The organism is Bacillus cereus group sp. BfR-BA-01355 (assembly GCF_022663675.1).
Classification (GTDB): domain Bacteria; phylum Bacillota; class Bacilli; order Bacillales; family Bacillaceae_G; genus Bacillus_A; species Bacillus_A thuringiensis_S.
Genome location: NZ_JAKUFY010000508.1, coordinates 1 through 216 on the forward strand (window position 1 = coordinate 1; position 216 = coordinate 216).

The window sequence follows — 216 nt, forward strand, 5'->3', positions numbered from 1 at the left end:
GGCTTTCCGTTAAGAAAGCACCCCTTCTCCCGAAGTTACGGGGTCATTTTGCCGAGTTCCTTAACCAGAGTTCTCTCGCACACCTTAGGATTCTCTCCTCGCCTACCTGTGGCGGTTTGCGGTACAGGCACCTTTTATCTCGCTAGAAGCTTTTCTTGGCAGCGGGGAATCAAAGACTTCGCTCCATAAGGAGCTTCCCCATCACAGCTCAGCCTT

The 216-nt window shown here is 52.3% G+C and carries 1 rRNA gene; it reads right to left on the bottom strand.

The window, feature by feature from the left end:
- A 23S ribosomal RNA gene (locus MR167_RS33880) occupies positions 1 to 216 on the bottom strand; the annotation flags it as partial.